We start from the raw sequence: 17601 nt of genomic DNA, 5'->3' as shown, positions 1-17601 counted from the left end.
TGGCGCGGGCCTTGAGTTTTACGACCCGGAGGGCAGCAGATCCTGCACTTCTTCGGTCAGGTCTTGCTGCAACTCTTCCATGTCATCATATTCGCCGGTCACGATGCCTTCGATCCCGTCATAGATGACCTGCGTTGCGGCCAGACCGTTGTCGCCCGGATAGGCCTGCCATTCACGCAGCAGGGGCAGCTGACGCACCGCTGTCGCCTTGGCCGGGTTTTCGGCATAGAAATCGGCCAGAATGATCTCATTCGCGGCCTGGTTCGGCGGCATGTAACCTGTGGTCCGCGCCACATCGGCGGCACCTTCACCGGAGGTGATGAATTTCAGCCATTTCCATGCCGCTTCCAGCTCTGCCGGATCCTCGGACGTCGACACCAGTAGGGCCGAGTTTCCACCCGCAGGCAGGCCCATGGGGCCTTCTGCGGTAAAGCCGGGGTATTCGTGCGTCACTAAGGTGAAATCACCCATCGCGCGCTCAACTGCGCCAACGGCGGATGTGGACCAGTACATCATGCCAATCTCACCGGCCGAGAACGAAGCCAAAGCGCCTTTCCATTCCAGGTTCTGCATTTCACAACCCTGGAACAGATCTTTCATCGTGTTCAGCGCCTGCAGGCCTTCGGGCTCGTCCAGGGTGAAGTCGGTACCCATGACGGTGGGTTTGTCCTGGCTCCACATCAGCGCTTGCAGGAACCAGTTGCCGGTGATGTTCCAGCCCCAGAACATGGGGTTTTCGACACCGGCTTCTTTCAGGCGGCCACAGGCTTCGATCACCTCAGCCCAGGTTGTGGGCAGGTTGGTTTCGTCATAGCCAGCCTTGGCCATGGTTTCCATGTTGTAGTAGCCAACCGGCAGCGAGATAGAAAAGGGCAGGCCGTAGACATCTTCGTTAAAGGTGCCAAGGTCCAGCATCGCCTTGTGATAGCCGTCTTTGGCGAAATCGGCCTCTTTCGCGATGAAAGGCTCCAGCGATTTTGCGATGCCTTTTTCCACCAGGATCGCCTGACGGTTCAGGCCCTGCATTGTCACGTCTGGCAGTGTGCCGGCAACGGCTTCGCGCAGGATCGTGTTGGTGCCATCTTCATAGCTTTCATAGGTCGCCCGCATCTTGATTTCGATGTTCGGGTTCTCAGCATAGAACTTTGGCAGTATCTTTTCGTAGGTAACGTCAAAGAGATGGCTATAGGGATAGGCAAACTCGACGACGATCTTGTCTTGGGCAGTGGCTGCCCCTCCGGCAAGTACCAAAGCCATTGCAGTTGTGAGGGTTTTCATTACTCTCTCCAGTTGAACTGAGGGGTCTGACGGTTTGGCGATTGGCAGCCCCCTGGTGGGTATCCCGATTTGGGATCTCGTGGTGGGGCGGGGATATCCCGCCCTACTTCATTCCGGATAGTGTTATCCCTTCGATAAAGCGGCGTTGCGCCAGCAGGAAAACAACGATCAGCGGGGTCACGATGATGCAGGCCGTGGCCATCATCGGACCGAAATTGTCACCATCCGCGTCCCCTTTGAATTCTCGCAAGCCCAGCGGTGGCGTGAACAGCTCGCGATTGCCGGTGATCACGATGCGCGGCCAGAAATAATCATTCCAATGCGCGACAACCGAAAAGATCCCAAAGGCCAGCAAGGCGGGAATGGCGGTGGGCAGCATGACGTTCCAGACGATGGAATACTCGCTCATCCCATCCATCCGGGCGGCATCGATCAGATCGTCGGGCACGGTCATAAAGAACTGACGCATCAGGAATATCCCAAACACCGAGATGGTCCAGGGCACGATGAGCGCCGCATAGGTGTTTGTCAGCCCAACTTTGGCCAGCATGATGTACAGCGGCAACGCGATTGCGTGTACAGGGATCAGAAGGCAGAACAGCACCAGCGCAAACACCGCCTCGCGCCCCCAGAACCGGAGCTTGGCCAAAGCATAAGCGCAGGGCAGGGCGACGATGACCTGGATCAGAAAGATCGACAGGGTCACGAAGATCCCATTGGCCAAATAGCGCAGCAAGGGCGCTTTGGCGAAAGCGGTCGTGTAATTGTAGACAGTCGGATTGACCATGCAATCCGCCGCAGCATTGCCGAGCTTGACGCAGAAATCATCCCGGAACGGTTGCTGGCTACCGAAGAAACCACCCAGGTTTTGCATGATCTCATGCGGCGCTTTGAACGAGTAACTGACCATCACATAGAAGGGCAGCAGGACGACGATTGCGCCCAGGATCAGGATGACATGTTTGATCGTCTCGGCGGTGGAAAACCGAAACCCGATCTCGGGTAGGGCGGTGGCGGGGGTGGAAGTTGTATCAGACATAATGAGTCCTCCGGTCCACCAGCCAGCGCTGCACCAGCGTCAGGAACATGACAAAGGCCAGGAACACCACGGTGATGGCAGCGCCGATCCCCATCAGGTTTTGCTGGATCGCCTTTTCGTAGATCGCAAACATCATCACATAGACAGATTTCGACGGCCCACCGCCTTGCGGATAGAATGCCTCGACCGTGTCAAAGACCTGAAAGGATCGGATGAATGAGATTGTGACGACAAACACGGTTGTGGGACCCAGCATCGGCCAGGTCACCAGCCGGAAACGCTCCCACCCAGTGGGTGCGCCATCCATTTCGGCAGCATCATAGAGCGAGGGTGGGATCGAGCTGAGCCCGGCCAGATACAAGACCATGTTAAAGCCGAAACCCTGCCAAACGCCGATGAACGCTACTGTCCAGATCGCATAATCCCGATCAGTCAGCCAAAGCGGGAAAGTCTTGGCACAGCCTTGCGCGTACCAGCCCCAGCCCTCGAGCCACGTGCCGCATCCTTTTTCCAGCGTTGCATTCACAATGCCGATGGTCGGGTGCAGGGCAAATTCCCACACGATGGCCATAGCGATCAGCGCGGCCATGACCGGCAGAAAATAGATCGTCTTGTACAGGTTCCCAAAGCGGGTAAGTGAATGAATCAGAAGGGCGGCACCCAAACCCAGAAGAACTGTAAGCGGCACAACAACAAAGACATATCGGAACGTCGCCCCGAACATCTTTTCATAGCTGCGCCGGGTAAAGATTTTCTCGAAATTCTCCCAACCGACATAGTCCATGCCCGCATTTCCCAGCGAATAGTTGGTAAAGCTCAGCACACCCGCGATGCCAATTGGCACAATCAGGATCACGATCATCAGGATCAGCGCCGGGGCGATGAACCAAAGATAAGCGCGCGAACCGGGCATCAGGCGACCTCGAGCATTGTCTGCTCGGACAGTCGTGCACCGCTGTCGTCAAACATCATGATTTTATCCCGGATCGCAGAAAACCGCAGAGTCTGTCCAATCTCGGCTTGCGTGTCCGGGGCAGCCCGAACAACGATCTTTTGCTCTAACCCGTTAACACCTAGATGAATGAACAGATCGGAACCTAGGTTTTCCCGATGGGTCACGACCCCGGAAAACGCGCCCGCGGGATCGATGCTCAGATGTTCAGGCCGGATGCCCAATGTGACGGGACCTGACTGGGCGTTGGTGCCCAACAAACTGACATCCAGCGCCCGCAATACACCGGCGCCATCGATTTCGGCAGGCAGGGTGTTGATTGCGGGTGATCCGACAAAGCGGGCGACGGCCAAGGATTGTGGATTGCGATAGATATCATCCGGTTTGCCAAGCTGCAGAATATGACCATCCATCATGACGGCCATCCGATCCGACATGGTCAGCGCCTCGGCCTGATCATGGGTGACATAGACGAAGGTTGTTTTCAGACGGCGGTGCAGATCGGACAGTTCAGCCCGCATGTGAACCCGCAAGGCTGCGTCCAAATTGGACAGTGGTTCATCCATCAAAAAGGCGACCGGATTGCGTACCATAGCCCGGCCCAAAGCTGCACGCTGACGCTGACCACCCGACAACTGGCCCGGTTTGCGATCCAACAGGTTTTGGATCTGCAAAGTCTCAGCGGTTTCATCGACCTTGGCCCGAAGCCCTCGGTAGGCCGAGCGGGCAATCAAGGGACCCAGCACGGGCAGGCGCCCGGCTGTCCCAATGTCCCGCAGTTTGAGCGGTGTCATCATGTTTTCGGCAACCGTCAGATGCGGGTAAAGCGCGTAAGACTGGAACACCATCGCCAGATTGCGGCTGGCCGGGCGCATTCGGGTCACGTCTTGCCCGTCAATCATCACCTGGCCCGCCGTCGGAGCTTCGAGCCCAGCAAGGATGCGGAGCAAGGTGGATTTACCGCAGCCGGACGGGCCCACAAGGGTCAGGAACTCACCCTCTTCGATTTCCAGATCGACACCCTTAAGCACAGGTGTTGGCCCGAATGTTTTCTGAATACCTTGAAGGCTGATTTGACCCATAGCGCGGCTACCCCAACTGACCGGGCGTAGCTTAAGAAGTTCATGTCGCGATTCTGTGACGACATATAAGTGTTGCTTATGCCAGCTAAACTGCGCGGCGACATGAACATAAATCCGTATCAGTTCAAAGCCTTCGCCTATGTCGTGCGAGAAGGCAGCCTGACTAACGCGGCCCGCGCGTTGGGCGTGTCGCAATCCGCTGTTTCGCAGCATATTGCCAAGCTTGAGGCACGTGTGGGTGCGCGTTTGCTGGTGCGGGCTCGCGATGGGGTCGAGTTAACCGCAACAGGGCAGGAATTCTTTGACCTCGCCGACAGGTTTGCGACACTGCACATGATCATCGAAGAAAAGGTTCAGGGCTTTTCAGAACTGGAACGCGGTCATTTGAAGATTATCGCAAACGCCCCTCAACCCGCGTTGGGCCTGATCGCCCAATTTGCCGACATGTATCCCAATGTCGATATCGATTTTGCGCTATGCGATTGGAGCAGCGCCATTGAGTTGTTGCAGAAACGCAAGGTGGATTTTGGCGTCATCACCGAGCCTACAATCAGCACCGAGTGGTATCTTCAGCCGCTCTGCACGTCTCGCTTTGTGCTGTATGTCAGGGAAACGCATGACTGGTCGCGGCGCAAAGTGCTGAGCCTTACCCAGATCATGGACGAAACGCTTCTGCTACCCGAAAGTGGATCGCTAACGCAAAGGGTCGTAACCACAGCGTTGGATAAACTGCGGCTGACGCCGCGCCGGATTGTCAAAACCACCACATTTCCAGTGATGAAAGAGGCGATCATGGCCGGATTAGGCGTCGGTATCTTTCTGGAAAACAGCGCAGGGTCAGAGGCCGGGCTGACTCAGGTCCCGATCCGGGAGTTGGAGAAGCACTACGAAACCAGTCTGGTCGTGCCACGCCATAGAATGGATTTGAAACTGGTGCGAAGTTTTTGTCAGGTCGCCGAAGATCAGCCTTGACCATTTTCAAGCCAGAACCTTTCTTCCAGATTCAGATGTTCGTCCATGATGGCGTCGTAGGCGGCAAGTTCCTGATCCGACAGTTGATCATGCCACTTTCCGCTGGAACCGCTGTGAAAGAACTCTGTATCTGACTTGAAAAAGCCTTTGCCTCCACTGGGGGCATACCGTTCGGCATTCTCCTTCATATGATCGAATGTCGCGGCCGCGATGAGCTGTTGCATCACCGGTGTTGAATGAGGCGTATTCAGAAGTTCTGAAAGCTGCGCAAACACGCCTGCCAAATCTCGTTTCATATCAGAATAGTGAAACAAAGAGATATTGGGCCGATCAGACATCGCCTTTGCCGCTTTGAAATGTCGCAGGATATGCGCAAGCGGCATAGCGTCTGCATCGAAGCCTTCGGAACCACCATCCAGAAACCGGCGGAATGTGATGCCGTCGTCATCCTGTTCTGGATACCAGTGATCAAACCAAGGTATGGGAATGTTCCGTATGTGATTTCGGAATGAAAAATGCGCGTCCAGCGGATGCCGGAACACGCAGATATAATGTGCGTGATCATCCAATGGCAGGCCATCCAGCGGGGTATGGCTTTTCATACTGCGGCGGCAGGTCATTGCCTCAAGCCGTGCAGCAACCTCGGGCATTTCTCGCAGGCGAATATCGACCCAGGGCATCTTGATCGACAGCTCTGTTTCGACCTCGGGATCGCCTGAAAGCAACAAGGCCACGATGGTTTGCATCCAGGTTGTGCCGCATTTCGGGGGTGTCACAACAAACACATCATCAGGTCGAATATTGACCATATCCCAGCGCCTGTTGTCTGTCAGGGGACCAAGATAAAGCTTTCGATGCGTCAAGAGTGCTACCTCCGCCTAGTGACTTGGCCCATAGAACAGGTCTTGCGACCCATGCCGGTGCGATCAAATGAAGTGCACCAAGTCTAGAAGCGCCAATAGGTCCCGGCAACAGGTTCCCGGTTTGGACCTGCCAAAGCAACCAAACACAAGACATGAACTAGATGCTTTTCATCAACAGCAGAACATCCCCAGTATAGTAGGGCGGGCAGGGGTGCAGGCGCACGGGTTCGCGCGCCAGCAGCGAATATCCCAGCCTGTCATACAAGCGAACCGCACCCGTGTTCTGGGCGTATACCTGAATGCTCATCTTGCTGAATCCTTGCATCTTCGCTTGGTCTTCGGCTGCGGCCATCAGCTGCGTCCCGATGCTCTGGTTTCGTCCTTCAGGGAAAACCGACAGTGCGTTGATGAACCAGGTACCGACCGACAGCTTTTCAAGCGCCACAAATGGCGCAATCGGGGCAGGCAGGTCGTCTGGGTTGTCGGTTGGCGCCTCGGCGATTGCGTAGCTTAGAACCATGCCTAGGGCCTGTCCCGTGCGCTCCGCGACCAGCGCATTTGTATAAGAAAAGCCGCCGCTTTTGCGTTTGGCACGCTCGATGCCAACTTCAAGCGGTGTTTGCCCTTCGATGCAGGAACGGGTCCACAGCCAATTCGGGATACCTTCGCCCGCAAGGTTGATCAGCTTGGCGAGGTGTTCGGCATCAGAAACATCCGCTTGCCGGATAAGGGTTTGATTTTGAATGTTCATCTTCGCGCTCTTTGTGAAGCAATAGATTAGATCGGGCCGGTATTCGGCCCGATCGCTCTTTTTGGAGGGGTTAGGTCGATGGGCTCAGGCCGTCGTCAAAGATCGGGCCCACGGGCACGCCCGAATCCCATTCCAGATGATCCGTTTTATCAATCTGGTCAGTGCCATAGCTGGCATGATCCGGCCCCGATACGTGATCAGGCGTGCGGCCTTCAAACACATAGGTCGCACTCAGCCCCCAAAAGTCGTTGAAACCAAGCGTTGTCTGGATCAACCCACCATCGATGTTGGCGAATTCACCTGTTGCGCCAGTCACAGGCCGCAGGTTTGGCTGCCCTATTTCCGCGATCTCGGTGCCTTGGGTCACGACTGTTGCGCCATCATCGAAGGCAAAGGTTTGGCGACTGATGATCCAGACTCCGGTGGTGGCATTGCCACCTTCGCCAACGAAATACCCGTCACATGTCCACGTGCCCAGAACCAGATCGGGAAAGGCAGGGCTGCCATCTTCAAGAACACCAACAGTGCCTTTGGCAAGCGTGCCGGCAGGATAGATATAGCCCTGGCTGACAAAGGCATTGCCATGTGCAGGCATGCCGTTTTCGTGCAAAGGCGCAGTTGCCATATGGATACGTGTGTGATCCTCGGCCACGTCAAAGGCCATGGGCGCTTCGGCCTTGGCATAGGTGGCCAGTGACAACATCAGCGCGGTCGAGGTTAGAAATGTCTTAAACATTGGTTTTCCTTTCAGGGAGGTAGATTTGAGAAAGCTCAGGCCGCAGGACGCGATGGATCATGCCCCGCGATGCAACCCACATGCCGGTGGTCGGTGCCGCAGCAACCGCCCAAAACCCGGATATTCGGAAGGTGCGCCAAGAGATCGGCGCTCAGTTGCCCCAGTTCGACCGGATCGCCATCGTCCAGAACCTCTGCTGCGTCGAGTTCCGCGTGACTTTGACGAGAAGCATTGGCGCGAACACCGCCGATCCGAAGCGCCCAGTCTGCGCCCGCATCGAGCACGTCGCGAAAATGGTCCGGATGCGCGCAGTTGATCATGTAGTAAAGCGGGCCCTTGTTGGTGGCCGCATCCACCTCGGCAATCGCGTCTTGCAGCCTTTGGCCGGAAGGCAGCCGGCCGTCCGTTTCCAGCGTAAACGCAATGACAACAGGTAAGTCGATTTCCTTTGCAGCCTGCACGATCCCGATGGCCTCAGCCGCGTGGGTCAAAGTCATCGCGCTGATCATGTCGACCCCGGCCTTGCCCAAGGCCTGAATCTGAGGCGCGTGAATCAGCAGCGCCTCTTGTCGCGAAATCTCGGTATCTGGCGCATAGGCATCGCCCGCGGGCCCAACCAAGCCGTTGATCAGGATGGGACAACCCTCAGTTTCATGTTGCGTACGCAGGTGGGATACGAAGGAAACCGCGTGGGTATTTGTATCCATTACCTCTTTCAGCGTCTGACCCAGCGGTCCGGCCCAGGCGGTTCCTGCACGCCAGGTTGGCGCATCCAGAATGAACCCGCGCCCAGTTGATTTCGCAATATCGATGAAGCGGGTGAAATAGGCGGCCAGATCCGCACGCCCCTGTTCTGTATCCAGCAACACGGCTGCAGAAAAACAGGGCAGATCATAGCCTTTGTCGAAAATCAAAAAAGTCTCCAACCCTCCGTCTGAGAGGAAGAAGCGTTGCGTGTCTTTGAAAGCGTTCAGTCGCATCGAAGCAATCCTTGTCCGTTGATGCGAAAGTGGTACTCTTGAACCCGACCGGGCCGATAGTTGCCGCGTGGTTCGGTTGTTGTGGTTAAATTTTCACTGTCATTTCAGGCAGTAACCCGAATCGTGACTGCCGGGCCGAGCGTGTGGACCATGTGAACTGGACTCGCAGTACAGTAGGGAGAGGCGCAGTGGATCAGAAACCGGACACACGTAGCCGAATCCTCGACATTGCTGAGGCTTCAGTGCTGGAAAAGGGGTTCGAGGCGACCTCGATCGAAGAAATCGTTGCCGGTGCAGAGATTTCACGCGGCGGGTTCTTCTATCACTTCAAGGATAAGAACGCGTTGGCTCGGGCCATGTTGGAGCGTTACATCGAAGTGGAGAACAAGCTTTATGATGACCTGTTCGCACGTGCACGCGAGCTGAATGACGACCCGCTGCACTGCATGCTGATTGGTTTGAAGCTTTTGGCGGAGATGCTTGAAGAAATGCCAACCGGCCACCCTGGATGCGTCATTGCATCAACCGCCTATCAGGATCGACTGTTCGATGAGGGCGTGCGTGAGCTTAACCGTCAGGCCATCCTTGGTTGGCGTAAACGGTTCCGGGGGATGTTCGAAGAAATTGCCGAGATTTACGAGCCGCGCGAAGCCGTCAACATGGACGCGCTTGGAGATATGGTGTCTGGCGTGGTCGAGGGTGGACTTGTGCTGCAACGGGCCTTGCGAGAACACAATAACGCTTCGGAACAGATCATGCTGTTCAGAACCTATCTGAAGCTGCTGTTTGCTCCCAAATAGCGCAGAGGCTGGAGCGTCCAGCCCCTGCACCGCATGACTGATTCACCCCAAAATTGCTTCGACCTTGGCCAGTGTTGCCGCGTTCACCGCAACACCTTCGGTCTGAGCAACGATGCGTTTTGAGCCGCGTCCGTCACCGGGCAGATGCGCGCCTTCCTGTGACCGGATCGCTTCGATCAGGTTGGAAATCCCAGCATCGAACGCGCCACCTGCTGTTGCCATGGGATCAATCGCAATAAAGAACTGACCGGTTTTTGGCGGACCGCCTGCGGTTCCTGAAAACGGTGAGGCATTGATGCCCAGCGTGGCCCCTGTCATCGCGGCGGCCAAAAGCTCGACCATCAGCGCGACGCCAACGCCTTTGTAGCCGCCCGAAGGCGCCATGGACCCTTTCAAACCAACTTCTGGATCGGTTGTTGGATTGCCGTCGGCGTCCAGCGCCCAACCAACCGGGATCGGTTTGCCTTCGCGCGCGTGTTTCATCACCTCGCTTTTGGCGATGGTGCTGGCGCTTTGGTCGATCAATAATGCGGGCTGGCCATCGGACCGAGGTGCCGCGATTGAGAACGGATTGGTCCCGACAACGGGTTTTGAGCCCCCTGATGGCGCGATTGATGCCGGGGCGTTGGTAAAGCCCAACCCAACCAGACCGGCCTGAGCCAGACGATGCGTGTGGTAGCCCAGAACGCCGCAGTTATAGCTGTTTCGGATGGCCAATACGGCAACGCCCTGTTCGCGGGCAGCAGGGATCAGCGCCTCGAATCCCGTATCGATCGCAGAATGCGCAAAGCCGGTGGCGGCGTCTACGGCCACAACACTCGGTTTCGGGCGTGACAATACGGGCTCTGCCTTTCCATCGACCTTCCCGCATTGCACATGCTCGCAATAGATTGGGATGTAGGCCAGCCCGTGACTGGCAACACCATCTGCTTCGGTCGCTGCCGTGGCTTGCGCCAGTGGACGGGCATTTGCCTCGGATGTCCCGGCCGCCACAAGGGCGCGGAACGACAGGTCTTCGATTTCTGCGAGGGTCAGGGTGCGAGTTTCGGTCACGTGTATCTCTCTTTAGTCATTGTCGGAAAGCCCGGCACCGGCACCCAGCAAACGGGATTCCTCGGTCGCAGGGGCATAGGTGCGGTGGGCAAAGGTGAGTAGCGTGTCCCAATCCTTTTGGGTTGGAACAGCGCGCGTATGCGGATCGCGGGGTGAAACCGCATCTGCGCTGCGTTGAACTGTAACGCGTTGTGCCGGGGCCGCAGACATATCGGTTACCGATAGAGTGGCACCATCTGTGATGGCGTGGACCCGATCAATCTCAACAGCGATGGCGCAATTCAACGCGCGCGCGGCATAAGATGCAAAGGGCAACAACAAGGCGGGGGCTGCCAGATCGTGAATCTCGATCTGACCGTTTTCCAGCAGGTGAACACTGTCGGAAAGTAGAGGTCCAACTGAAAGCGGACAGAGGGTTGTTTCGCCTGTCCAAACGCCCTCAACTTGCCCAGGGCGATGCAAATCGGGATTGGATGCGAAATCAAGGTTTAACAAAGCTGCGAGCGTTCCAGCCCCGTCCAAGCCTTGTGCGCAGAGCCATCTTGTTGCCTTAGCTGCTTCCTCGGCCTGACCCCAAGAATAGCCCGCACCCCGGGTGGCGCGTTTGGCGGTCGCCGCCATCTCGTTCAGTGAAAAGTTCATGCGGGTTCCTGCGGATAAACCCAAAGATCTGCGTTTTCAGATGATAGTTCTTCGGGATAGGGCGCGCCGGAATACATGCAGATCCGTACCCATCTGTCCGAGCGCGGGTCGAAATGGGTGGCGCCAAAGAAGGACAGTTTTGCCCGCAACATGTCGATGGGCAGCACTGTGTCGCCAATCGTGTTGTCGCGGATTTCCCCGTAGGGTGCGGAACGCGCCAGTTGGACGCGGCGGATTGTGTGCCTGTGTTCAGGGTGGCGCAGCAGAAATTCGGCAATTGTCTGGCTGTCATCCCACGCGCGCAGCGCGGTGTAAGCCGCAGCCGCATCGCGCGCCGGGGCCAAGGGTTGTTCATACGCCTCGATGGGCTCTTCGAACCGTTCGCCCAGTCGGGGTTCCAGCTTTTCTTCGGACACGTACCAGGCGCGGGCGCAGTTTTCCCGTGCTGACCAATCCAGATCAAGCGCCCAGCCATGGGTATTGCGGATCAGATCGCGAGCGTGGCCAACCGACATCCTGCCATCGATCACAAAAGCGTTGGTCCGGCTGTCTGCCATGCAAGAGGTCAGCCCGTCCGCAAGATCCGGATAGGGTTCCAGGATCAGCGAAGCCAGAAACTCCTGCCCCTCCTCGCTCAGCGCGGTTTCCGACCAGTTGACCAATCGATCCCACGGATTTGCGCCGCTCAGGTCATCGTCGTCCAGATAGGCCTCAATCGCCTTGAGATCGACGTTCAGCTGGGCGAGTTTTTTGATCTGTATCGGGTGTTCAGACTGCCACCATGAAATCGACAGCTGGCTGCGACGAAACAGGTTGCGGAACCGATCCGCTTCGTCCCGTGTTGCGCTGGCGACCGATCGGACACGAGCGATCGCCTCCTCTCGCGCCATGATCCAGTTGTTGAACAGAACCGGGTGGTTAACGATAAAGGGGGCCATGCCCAACCCTGTGGAGTTCCCGATCCCCAGCCAACGCGCGATCTCGGGGTCCAGCTGCACGGCCTGATCGCCGCCTTTGGCATTGGCCATGTGCTGCACCAGATCGCGCACAAAGGTTCGGGTCAGAAAGACCGACAGCATCTCAATCTGAAACGGAGCTTGCGCCTCGGGGCGATTGGCCACCTTTTCCCGATCCGCTGCACCAAACTTGCCTGAACCGTAGACCGCTGTTGTGCGCATCAAGTAGCCGACCTGATGTATCTGTGCCAAATCCGGTTGCTGCCCGGCGGCCAGAGCCTCAACGACATGCGCCCACAAACGTACAGAACGGTTGGCGCGCGATAGCGACAGTTCGCTCTCGCTTACGCGCCCGGCCTCTTGCAGGGGTACGTTTTGGGACAAACGGTCGATATCGGCTTCGGTCGGGATGCCGTCGAACAGGGCAAAGGTGGCATCCCAGGCTTCGGCAATCACGCGGTCAGATCGTTTTTCTGGTGGCAGATCATGGGCAAAGGCCACCAGAGAATAGGCCCGTTCTGGCCCTTGCGCCGTATAGACCGCCCGACCGACACCATTGGCGTCAATGTCAAAGACCGGGCGTGAGAAACTCCAGTTTTCGTGCGCCAGACGGCGGGTCAATTGCCGCATGAAACTCAAGCGGCATTGATGCAGCGACCCCAACCGCGACAGGCGCATGACGGTCGCTGGGTCTCGTCTTTCGATCTGTGTCTCGGTCTGAGTTTCCATTCAGCTACCCCTGAGCGACGAAGTTTTCAGCAAAGAACCTGTACCAGTTGCCTCCCATGATTCCGGCCACTTCGTCACTGTTCAGACCGGTTGCACGCAACCCGTCCTCGATGTTGCCAAAGTCGCGGTTGTCGCGGAACCAGCCAGGCATCGGGGGGAAGCCTGCGTTGCTGGCCGACCCTTCACCATAGTCAATTTCCTTGGTCCAGCGACCAACGCGCATCCATTCGACTACGCTGTCGGGCTGGTCCTGGCACAGGTCGGTACCGATCCCCAGATGTTCGGCGCTGAATTTCTCAGCCGTTCGCGCGATCATTTCGCAGAAGCTTTCGAGCGTACAGTCTGATTTATCTTTCAGGTGATGAGGGTAGACCGAAAAGCCGAGCATTCCACCATTTTCTGTCACCGCACGGATCACGTCGTCACGCTTATTGCGCAGAGCGGGCGACCAATCATGCGGGTTCGCGTGCGTGATGGCGATGGGACGCTCGGACAGATCGGCGGCCTCAATCGTCGACCGATCCGCCGAATGGCTCATGTCGACAACAAGACCTACGCGGTTCATTTCTTTAATCACCTGCTTGCCCATGCGGGTGATGCCGGTATCTTCTGCTTCATAGCAACCCGTCGCCAGCAGGGACTGGTTGTTATAGGTCAGCTGCATGAAACGCGCGCCAAGCGTATGCACGATTTCGACCAGACCGATGTCGTCTTCGATGGGTGAGGGGTTCTGAAAACCAAAGAACACTGCCGTGCGCCCGGTTTCCCGCGCTGTGTCGATGTCGCTGGCCCATTGCCCTTTCATGATCAGGTCCGGATATTGCTCGAACCAGCGGTTCCACTTTTCAAAGTTCAGAACCGTTTCGCGGAAATTCTCATGATAGGCGATGGTGACATGGATCGCGTCCACGCCACCTTCGCGCAATTGCCGAAAGATCTTTTCCGACCAATTGGCGTATTGCAGCCCGTCGATCCGCATCACATCGGCTTTCCAGCGCTGATATAGGCGGTTTTGACTGTGGTATAGAACTCGGCCGCTGCCTTGCCTTGTTCGCGCGGGCCGTACGAACTGTCGCCGCGTCCGCCAAAGGGTACGTGGTAGTCCGTGCCCGCCGTCGGCAGGTTCACGGTCACAACCCCGGTGCGGGCGTTGCGGCGGAAATGAGTGGCGCGCGCCAGGTTCTGTGTGACGATGCCCGAGGTCAGTCCGAAGTTTGTGTCATTGACCGTGGCCAGCGCCTCATCATAGCTGCTAACCTTGATGACCGAGGTCAGCGGCGCGAACATTTCTTCCCGGTTGATACGCATGTCATTGGTGGTGTTCAGGAACACGCCGGGGCTCATGTAGTAGCCGTCATGCGCCATGTCCAAGCGCTGGCCGCCACAGGCCAACTCAGCCCCTTCGGATTTGCCCAGATCAACATAAGCCAGGTTTTCCGACAACTGCTGTTCGCTGACAACGGGGCCCATCTGCGTGCCGTCTTCCAGCGCGTGACCAACCTTCATCGCCTGCGTACCCGCGACCAGTTTTTCAACAAACGCATCGTGAATGGCCGAATGAACGATCAGGCGCGATGAGGCCGTGCATTTCTGACCGGTGCCCCCAAAGGCGCCACCTAGTGCCAGCGAGACGGCCAGGTCGAGATCGGCGTCATCCATCACGGCCAGCGCGTTCTTCGACCCCATCTCCATCTGCACTTTGGTCAGGTTCTGGATGGCAGCAGCAGCAATTCCTTTACCCACTGGAACCGAGCCCGTGAACGAGATCGCATTGACCTTTGGGCTTTCAACTAACCGCTGCCCGATCGACCGCCCCGAGCCCATCACAAGGCTGAACAGACCCTTGGGAATGTCCTGACGATTGATGATCTCGGTCAGCGCGACGGCCGAAGCCGGGGTGATGTTGGCGGGCTTCCAGACCACCGCGTTACCATAGCAAAGTGCAGGCGCAATTTTCCAAGACGCGGTTGCGGTCGGAAAGTTCCATGGGCTGATCACGGCGACAACACCAACAGCTTCGCGGCGTACGTCAACCTCGATATCCGGGCGCACGGAATCAGCATTCTCGCCAATCTGGCGCAGGCATTCGGCGGCATAGTAGGTAAAGAATTGTCCGGCCCGGAACACTTCGCCTTTGCCTTCGGCCAGCGGCTTGCCTTCTTCGCGGCTGAGCAGGGTGCCCAGCTCCTCGGCACGGGCCATCAGTTCATTGCCAATATTCATCAGCACGGCCTGCTTGCGCTCCAGCCCGTAGGCGGCCCATTCAGCCTGCGCTATACGCGCCTGATCCAAGGTTGCATCCAACTGATCGGCGCCGGCCTGCGCGTAGTGTCCGATCACGTCGGTCAGGTCAGATGGGTTGCGGTTTTCGATTTCGCTTTCGCCAGCCAGCCATTCGCCGGCGATCAGGTTCAGATTGGTCACGATGGGCCCCAAGTCAAAGAAAGTTTGTTGCAGAATGGACTCGATAGGCGATATCAGTCAAACTCAAATAAATTGATCCAACTTCAGAAAAGTTGAAACATGGCAATAAAAATTGAAATGCTGCGCTGTTTCTGTGCAGTTGCGCAAACGGGCAACCTTTCCGAGGCTGCCGACAGGCTAGGGCGCACGCAATCGGCTGTTTCGATGACCCTCAAACAATTCGAAAGCCATCTGGGCAAGAAACTTTTTGTGGGTGAGCGCAAGAACCATCTGTCCGCTCTCGGGGAACAGGTTTTTGAGATTTCCCAGAAACAGGTGCGTCAATTCGATCAGACCGTGCAATCGATTGAAGCCGCGGCAGATGCTTCACACGGGCTGATCCGCATCGCCTCGGTGCCTTCCATTGCGGCGCTGATCTTCCCGTCGGTCCTGGAACACATGACGAAGCAGTTTCCGGGCGTGAAGGTCGAGCTGCGCGATACCGACACGCAACAGGTTTTGGACGCACTGTCCGAAGGTAAAGCCGATATCGGCATCGCGTCGGGTTTCCACCCGCTAAAAGGCATCAACGCGATCCCATTGTTCGAAGATCAGTTTGGCTTGGTCTGTGCCTCGGATCATCCGCTGATGGCCCAGCCCGAACTGCCCACGGTTGAGGATGTGATTGCGGCCTCATTCGTGCGCAATGCGCTGTGCGATCTGATCCAGACCCCAAAATTCGTGAAAGCGATCGCCGATGCCGAGGTCACCATTCACAACACTCATTCGCTGATCACCATGGTTCGTACCGGAAAATGGGTCACCATATTGCCCCAAACCGTCGCGCGCTTCATCCCGGAAACCACTGCGTTCCGTCTGCTGTCTGATCTGCCGGACAAGCGCCAAGTCTATTTGTACAAGAAAGAAAAATCGCGGTTCAAACAGCTGACCAACGAATGCAGCGCCTTTATTCTGAGTCAGAATCTGGGTTGAGGCGAAGACCCCGCGTTCCGACATCAGGTCGCAAAAAGACAAGTCTACACCGCATTTCATCTAAGCCGGATCGCTTCGAATCGCGCATCTTGTAATCAAACTGACACGAGTGAGCCATGCAGTATTCCGGATTTCGGATCATTAAAGAAGCGTTGACAGGGCACAAAGGCTGGCGACCAGCCTGGCGCGATCCCGAGCCCAAAAGCGACTATGATATCATCATCGTGGGCGGCGGTGGCCACGGGCTGGCCACGGCTTACTATCTGGCGAAAGAATTTGGAGAAGCCCGGATCGCGGTGCTGGAAAAAGGCTGGATCGGTGGCGGGAATGTCGGGCGCAACACGACCATTATCCGCTCGAACTATTTGCTGGACGGGAATGAGCCGTTCTATGAGTTCTCGCTGAAACTGTGGGAAGGGTTGGAGCAGGATTTCAACTTCAACGCCATGGTCAGCCAGCGCGGCATTCTAAATCTTGTGCATACCGACGCGCAGCGCGATGCGGCGCGGCGGCGTGGCAACGCGATGATCCTGAACGGCTCGGATGCCGAATTGCTGGATACCGAGGGCGTCCGGGCGATGTACCCGTTCCTGAACTTCAGCAATGCGCGGTTCCCAATCAAGGGCGGCCTGTTGCACCGGCGCGGCGGCACGGTACGCCATGATGCGGTGGCTTGGGGCTATGCGCGCGGCGCAGATATGCGCGGAGTGGACATCATTCAGAATTGCGAGGTCACCGGTTTCCGTATTGAAAACGGCACGGTTCAGGGTGTCGAGACCTCGCGCGGGTATATCGGGGCCAAGAAAGTCGGCGTGGCCGTTGCGGGTTCGTCCAGCCGGGTGATGGAGAAAGCGGGCATGCGCCTGCCCATCGAAAGCCATGTGCTGCAGGCATTTGTGTCGGAAGGGCTGAAACCGCTGATTGATGGCGTGATCACCTATGGTGCCGGGCATTTCTATTGCAGCCAGTCCGACAAGGGTGGGCTGGTCTTTGGTGGCGACATCGACATGTATAATACATACGCACAGCGGGGAAACCTGCCAGTGATCGAAGATGTGATCGAAAGCGGTATCTCACTGATCCCGGCCTTGGGCCGTGTGCGCCTTTTGAGGGCTTGGGGAGGTATCATGGACATGTCGATGGACGGCTCACCCTTTATCGACCGCACCGGGATAGACGGGCTCTATTTCAATGGCGGCTGGTGCTATGGCGGGTTCAAGGCGACTCCGGCCTCGGGCTGGTGTTTTGCGCACCTGTTATCCACCGACCGCCCGCATGAAGTGGCAACCGCCTATCGGCTGGATCGGTTCCGCACCGGTCACATGATCGATGAAAAAGGGATGGGCGCGCAGCCCAACCTGCACTGAGGGAG

At 57.1% G+C, this 17601-nt stretch carries 17 protein-coding genes; 4 read left to right on the top strand and 13 right to left on the bottom strand.

What is annotated here, in order from left to right:
• Positions 1–18 precede the first annotated feature (18 nt).
• The 4 genes from AC2FFE_RS05250 to AC2FFE_RS05235 form a co-directional block, all read right to left on the bottom strand.
• The gene (locus AC2FFE_RS05250) at positions 19–1278 is read right to left on the bottom strand and encodes an extracellular solute-binding protein (RefSeq protein WP_496846071.1); all 1260 of its coding nucleotides are present in this window, start codon (positions 1276–1278) and stop codon (positions 19–21) included.
• 103 nt (positions 1279–1381) lie between these two features.
• Entirely contained in the window at positions 1382–2317 is a 936-nt protein-coding gene (locus AC2FFE_RS05245) for a carbohydrate ABC transporter permease (RefSeq protein WP_496846070.1), read from the bottom strand.
• Positions 2310–3230 (bottom strand): carbohydrate ABC transporter permease, encoded by a 921-nt coding sequence (locus tag AC2FFE_RS05240; RefSeq protein WP_496818012.1) that lies wholly within the window; start codon positions 3228–3230, stop codon positions 2310–2312. Before AC2FFE_RS05240 ends, AC2FFE_RS05245 begins: the two co-directional genes overlap by 8 nt.
• On the bottom strand, positions 3230–4351 hold the full coding sequence (locus tag AC2FFE_RS05235; protein WP_496818013.1) for an ABC transporter ATP-binding protein: 1122 nt from the start codon (positions 4349–4351) through the stop codon (positions 3230–3232). Before AC2FFE_RS05235 ends, AC2FFE_RS05240 begins: the two co-directional genes overlap by 1 nt.
• Positions 4352–4429: 78 nt before the next feature.
• Here AC2FFE_RS05235 and AC2FFE_RS05230 point away from each other — a divergent pair, with 78 nt between their 5' ends.
• Positions 4430–5323 (top strand): LysR family transcriptional regulator, encoded by an 894-nt coding sequence (locus AC2FFE_RS05230; protein ID WP_496818014.1) that lies wholly within the window; start codon positions 4430–4432, stop codon positions 5321–5323.
• On the opposite strand, the gene AC2FFE_RS05225 is transcribed toward AC2FFE_RS05230, so the two are convergent.
• The 4 genes from AC2FFE_RS05225 to AC2FFE_RS05210 all read right to left on the bottom strand — a co-directional run bounded on the left by AC2FFE_RS05225 (position 5314) and on the right by AC2FFE_RS05210 (position 8653).
• Positions 5314–6132 carry a sulfotransferase domain-containing protein gene (locus AC2FFE_RS05225; protein ID WP_496818015.1) on the bottom strand — a complete coding sequence of 273 codons (819 nt, stop codon included), beginning with the start codon at positions 6130–6132 and terminating at the stop codon, positions 5314–5316. The genes AC2FFE_RS05230 and AC2FFE_RS05225 overlap by 10 nt on opposite strands.
• 211 nt (positions 6133–6343) lie before the next feature.
• Positions 6344–6937, bottom strand: a complete 594-nt coding sequence (locus tag AC2FFE_RS05220; protein WP_496818016.1) for a GNAT family N-acetyltransferase — start codon at positions 6935–6937, stop codon at positions 6344–6346.
• A gap of 70 nt (positions 6938–7007) precedes the next feature.
• Positions 7008–7673, bottom strand: a complete 666-nt coding sequence (locus AC2FFE_RS05215; protein ID WP_496846069.1) for a hypothetical protein — start codon at positions 7671–7673, stop codon at positions 7008–7010.
• Between the two features lie 35 nt (positions 7674–7708).
• Positions 7709–8653 (bottom strand): homocysteine S-methyltransferase family protein, encoded by a 945-nt coding sequence (locus tag AC2FFE_RS05210; RefSeq protein ID WP_496818018.1) that lies wholly within the window; start codon positions 8651–8653, stop codon positions 7709–7711.
• 188 nt (positions 8654–8841) lie between these two features.
• Between AC2FFE_RS05210 and AC2FFE_RS05205 the strand changes: the two genes are divergently transcribed.
• Positions 8842–9453 carry a TetR/AcrR family transcriptional regulator gene (locus tag AC2FFE_RS05205; RefSeq protein WP_496846068.1) on the top strand — a complete coding sequence of 204 codons (612 nt, stop codon included), beginning with the start codon at positions 8842–8844 and terminating at the stop codon, positions 9451–9453.
• Between the two features lie 42 nt (positions 9454–9495).
• Here the strand turns inward: AC2FFE_RS05205 and AC2FFE_RS05200 are convergent, their stop codons facing one another.
• From AC2FFE_RS05200 to AC2FFE_RS05180, 5 genes are read right to left on the bottom strand one after another with little or no spacing between them, the layout of a single operon-like run.
• Positions 9496–10506: an Ldh family oxidoreductase gene (locus AC2FFE_RS05200; protein ID WP_496846067.1), complete on the bottom strand. Its 1011-nt coding sequence runs from the start codon at positions 10504–10506 to the stop codon at positions 9496–9498.
• A gap of 12 nt (positions 10507–10518) precedes the next feature.
• Positions 10519–11148, bottom strand: coding sequence for a DUF3726 domain-containing protein (locus tag AC2FFE_RS05195; protein ID WP_496846066.1), 630 nt, complete (start codon positions 11146–11148; stop codon positions 10519–10521).
• The gene (locus AC2FFE_RS05190) at positions 11145–12833 is read right to left on the bottom strand and encodes a hypothetical protein (protein WP_496846065.1); all 1689 of its coding nucleotides are present in this window, start codon (positions 12831–12833) and stop codon (positions 11145–11147) included. Before AC2FFE_RS05190 ends, AC2FFE_RS05195 begins: the two co-directional genes overlap by 4 nt.
• Before the next feature lie 4 nt (positions 12834–12837).
• Complete coding sequence (locus AC2FFE_RS05185; protein ID WP_496846229.1) at positions 12838–13812, bottom strand: membrane dipeptidase; 975 nt, start codon at positions 13810–13812, stop codon at positions 12838–12840.
• Positions 13812–15257: an aldehyde dehydrogenase family protein gene (locus tag AC2FFE_RS05180; protein WP_496846064.1), complete on the bottom strand. Its 1446-nt coding sequence runs from the start codon at positions 15255–15257 to the stop codon at positions 13812–13814. Before AC2FFE_RS05180 ends, AC2FFE_RS05185 begins: the two co-directional genes overlap by 1 nt.
• A gap of 99 nt (positions 15258–15356) precedes the next feature.
• Between AC2FFE_RS05180 and AC2FFE_RS05175 the strand changes: the two genes are divergently transcribed.
• Both AC2FFE_RS05175 and AC2FFE_RS05170 read left to right on the top strand, forming a co-directional pair.
• Positions 15357–16229: a LysR family transcriptional regulator gene (locus AC2FFE_RS05175; RefSeq protein WP_496846063.1), complete on the top strand. Its 873-nt coding sequence runs from the start codon at positions 15357–15359 to the stop codon at positions 16227–16229.
• Between the two features lie 116 nt (positions 16230–16345).
• Positions 16346–17596, top strand: a complete 1251-nt coding sequence (locus tag AC2FFE_RS05170) for a sarcosine oxidase subunit beta family protein (RefSeq protein ID WP_496846062.1) — start codon at positions 16346–16348, stop codon at positions 17594–17596.
• Positions 17597–17601 lie beyond the last annotated feature (5 nt).

This window comes from Ruegeria sp. YTSA168, assembly GCF_059610045.1.
Note: the sequence above shows the minus strand (reverse complement) of the source record. Positions and strands in the feature narration are given on the sequence as shown.